Annotated in this window: 4 protein-coding genes; all 4 read right to left on the reverse strand. The window is 36.4% G+C overall.

The features are described from left to right. Window positions 1–214, reverse strand: a 214-nt coding sequence (locus BZK14_RS07125) for an ATP-binding cassette domain-containing protein (RefSeq protein WP_143691393.1), incomplete at its 3' end; no start/stop codon positions are given. Between the two features lie 175 nt (window positions 215–389). Next, window positions 390–1,715, reverse strand: coding sequence for a ferredoxin reductase family protein (locus BZK14_RS07130; RefSeq protein ID WP_077925842.1), 1,326 nt, complete (start codon window positions 1,713–1,715; stop codon window positions 390–392). A gap of 214 nt (window positions 1,716–1,929) precedes the next feature. After that, window positions 1,930–2,247: a c-type cytochrome gene (locus BZK14_RS07135; protein ID WP_077925843.1), complete on the reverse strand. Its 318-nt coding sequence runs from the start codon at window positions 2,245–2,247 to the stop codon at window positions 1,930–1,932. 102 nt (window positions 2,248–2,349) lie between these two features. Next, the coding region (gene glmU / locus BZK14_RS07140; RefSeq protein ID WP_077925844.1) for a bifunctional UDP-N-acetylglucosamine diphosphorylase/glucosamine-1-phosphate N-acetyltransferase GlmU at window positions 2,350–3,356 on the reverse strand (1,007 nt) is incomplete at its 5' end.

Consider the following 3,356-nt stretch of genomic DNA (forward strand, 5'->3'; position numbering starts at 1 on the left):
GTGATAAATAATAAACTAAATCGCTATTGATGCATGAGCCTTCCGTTGGCAATAATCGCCCCGCCATGATTTGTGCCAATAAGCTTTTGCCCACACCATTTCGCCCAATCAACGCTGTGATGGGTTGTGAGAATGTATAAGTTAAATTTGAAAAAACTGTGTTGCCATTTGGCAAACCATAAGACAACTGATTAAGCTGCAAAAATTTGGACATAAAACCTCCTTGATTGATCGTAATAACAAGTCAAATCAAGTTAATTGTTCATGTCAGCAAACCTCATCAGTTCTAAATTAAGATGTGCATATTTTAATTGCGTACAAAATAAAGTCAATGAAAAACAAAAGAGCCTTCGCGATGGAAGGCTCTGGTAGCTGATCGTTGATATTAATTAGCGCATTTGGAATATCTCTTGATGGAAGTTCGGTGCAACAGCTTCGTAGTGTGATTTCAAATCGGATTTCAATTTTTTCGCAAAGCCACTTGGGCCACAGAACCAAATGTCTGAGACTTTCTCATCCAAATCTTTCATCAATTTATCCGCAGTCAAATAACCTGCAACGTCACTGCAATGCACATGTAATCTCACATTGGGTAAATTTTCACACAATGACTGCAAGTAGTTTGCATAATCTGCTTCTTGTTCATTACAAGCACAGTAATAGAAATTCACTTGAGTTTCACGATCATTGTTTTGAATCATAGATTCTACCCAAGCAATGAATGGTGTAATTCCAATGCCGCCGCCGATCCAAACTTGCTGTGATGATTCTGAACGTTGATAATCAAATAAACCATAAGGGCCTTCCACTTCTACGCGATCACCTACATGGATATTATTCTGTAAATAATCTGTGTAATCACCTAAAGCTTTAATGGAGAATCTCACAATATTATCACCTTCATCTGCTGAAGCGATTGTGAATGGATGCGCACCTTCTAATTTATCATGTTTAAAGAACGCATATTGCCCTGCTTTATGTTGCCATTCACCTGAGAGTTTACAAGTGACTTCAATACAATTACCCATTTTTTTAACTTCAAGAACTTTACCTGAATGAGTTAAAGTTTTGCCGATCAAACCAAACATAGAGATCACTGCACATACTGAACCGATAATTGTTGCCAATCCAACTAATATCCCTAACGGTTGGAACCAATAATGCCAAGGTGTTAAAACAACTGCATGGATTGCTAGTAAGAGAAATACAGGCGCCATCAATTTATGTGTATAACGCCAAATTTTATACGAAAATTTATTCCATAACGTTAAAACTAAGATGATCAACAAGAAATAGACGAGATATTCACCCACATCTTTAGCAAAGCCAACATATTGATCTAGCCAACCCTGTAAGCCTGTTAATTCTGGTCTTGCACCCTTCATTCTTGGACCTTGTTCAAAGAACAATTGTAATACTGGTTTGCCGATTTTAATCACATAGTGCAATCCTGCAAAAACAATCGCCCAAATGCCTGCCCATTTATGCAGATGATACATTTTATCTAAGCCTAATGAGCGATCTAACCATTTTGGGCGAACAGCCAATAACATAATCACGCCCATCATTAAAAATGAAATGACACCTGTAATATTGATGAGCTCTTTACGAATAGGAAATGCACCCAATTTAATCGGATACAAATAAAGATTGATACTCCAAGCAATCATAGCAATCCCAATAATTCCTATAATGACTCGCTGACTTTTGTTCATGAAATGCCTCTCTTATTATTAATATTATCTGAATGAATATTTGCTTCATTGGTTATATGGTAACGTTGCAAATATTAGAGGATTTCAACAGTTGTAAAGTTATGATCAAGTTTCGATAATGATAATCATTATGCTAATAACTTCACCATATTGCTTAAAATATTAGACATAAAAAAAACCGCACTCAGTGCGGTTCTTAAAACTTTTAAAAGGATTACTCTTCGTGCATGATTTGTAATACTAAAGTTTCGATATCTTCTGCTGGAATATGACCATTAGGAGTCATTGGTACCGCGCCCCAAACACCAGAACCACCCGCAGTTACTTTTTCGATCAAGTAATCAACTGCACCATCGTCATCTTTATACTTTTCATAAACGTCATCGTATGAAGGGCCGATTAATTTTTCGCTTTGCTTATGGCAAGCCAAACAACCACTTTGTGAAGCCAATGCTTCATCGATTTGAGCAAATGCTTGTGTAGAAACTACACCAAAACCTAATAACGCTAATGTTAAAACGTGTTTTTTCATTATGACAACCTCTTTATCAATAATATTCAAAACAAAAACTTGTACTAAGGGTAATACAATTTTAGCCCATATTACCATTTTCGTGCTTTTTACCCAATAAATTTATTTCTTAGCAGGCCTTTTCCAGTTTTGAATTTGTCGTAATGTTGCACGTGTTATTGCTAGCGAACCTTCAGAAATAGATGATGAGATTGTGCTTCCTGCGCCAACCGTTGCCCCTTTTTTAACCTCTACAGGTGCAACTAAAGAGCTATTTGAACCAATAAAAACATCATCTTCAATGATCGTTTTATGTTTATTCGCACCATCATAATTACAGGTAATTGTGCCTGCACCAATATTAACACCGACACCAATCTCAGCATCCCCTAAATAGGTTAAATGATTGGCCTTTGAACCTTCACCCAATGTAATATTTTTAGTTTCAACAAAGTTACCCACTTTGCTATTCGCTTTTAAAATACTGTTAGTTCGTAAACGTGCATAAGGGCCAATGGCAACATTGTGATGTAATAGTGATGATTCGATCATAGAATAAGGATGTACCACAACATCATCACACAATTTTGCATCTGTAATATATGAACCAAACCCAATGTGAACATTATTACCTAATGAAACAACTCCCGCCAAAGTAACATTTGGCTCAATAACAATATCTTGTCCTTTTAATTTAACTTCACCATGAATATAAACAGTCTCAGGCGCAATCATTGTGACACCTGAAAGCATTAATTTTCTACGCTGCTGATTCTGATAAATAGCTTCTAGCTCTGATAATTGCACCCGATCATTAACACCACGTAATAGTGTAAAGTCACCTGCTGCAGTTTGTATGGATAAACCATCTTCTAATGCTAATTTAACAACATCTGTTAAGTAAAACTCTTTTTGTTGATTATCATCACTAATGCGTGGCAATGTTGCTGCCAATACATGACTTGAGATCGCAAATAAACCGCTATTCACTTCAGTAATAGCTTTTTGTTCAACATTGGCATCCTTTTCCTCTACGATTGCAACCATATTGCCTGCATCGTTACGAATAATTCGGCCATAACCGAATGGTTGATCCGCTTCCACCGTTAACCAGCAAAGATTTTTTTCAT

The organism is Wohlfahrtiimonas larvae (assembly GCF_002006755.1).
GTDB lineage: Bacteria > Pseudomonadota > Gammaproteobacteria > Cardiobacteriales > Wohlfahrtiimonadaceae > Wohlfahrtiimonas > Wohlfahrtiimonas larvae.

Excerpts from the sequence above, each read along its gene's own strand:
- BZK14_RS07130 (WP_077925842.1), bottom strand. The coding sequence starts at position 1,715 with ATGAACAAAAGTCAGCGAGTCATTATAGGAATTATTGGGATTGCTATG.
- BZK14_RS07135 (WP_077925843.1), bottom strand. The coding sequence starts at position 2,247 with ATGAAAAAACACGTTTTAACATTAGCGTTATTAGGTTTTGGTGTAGTT.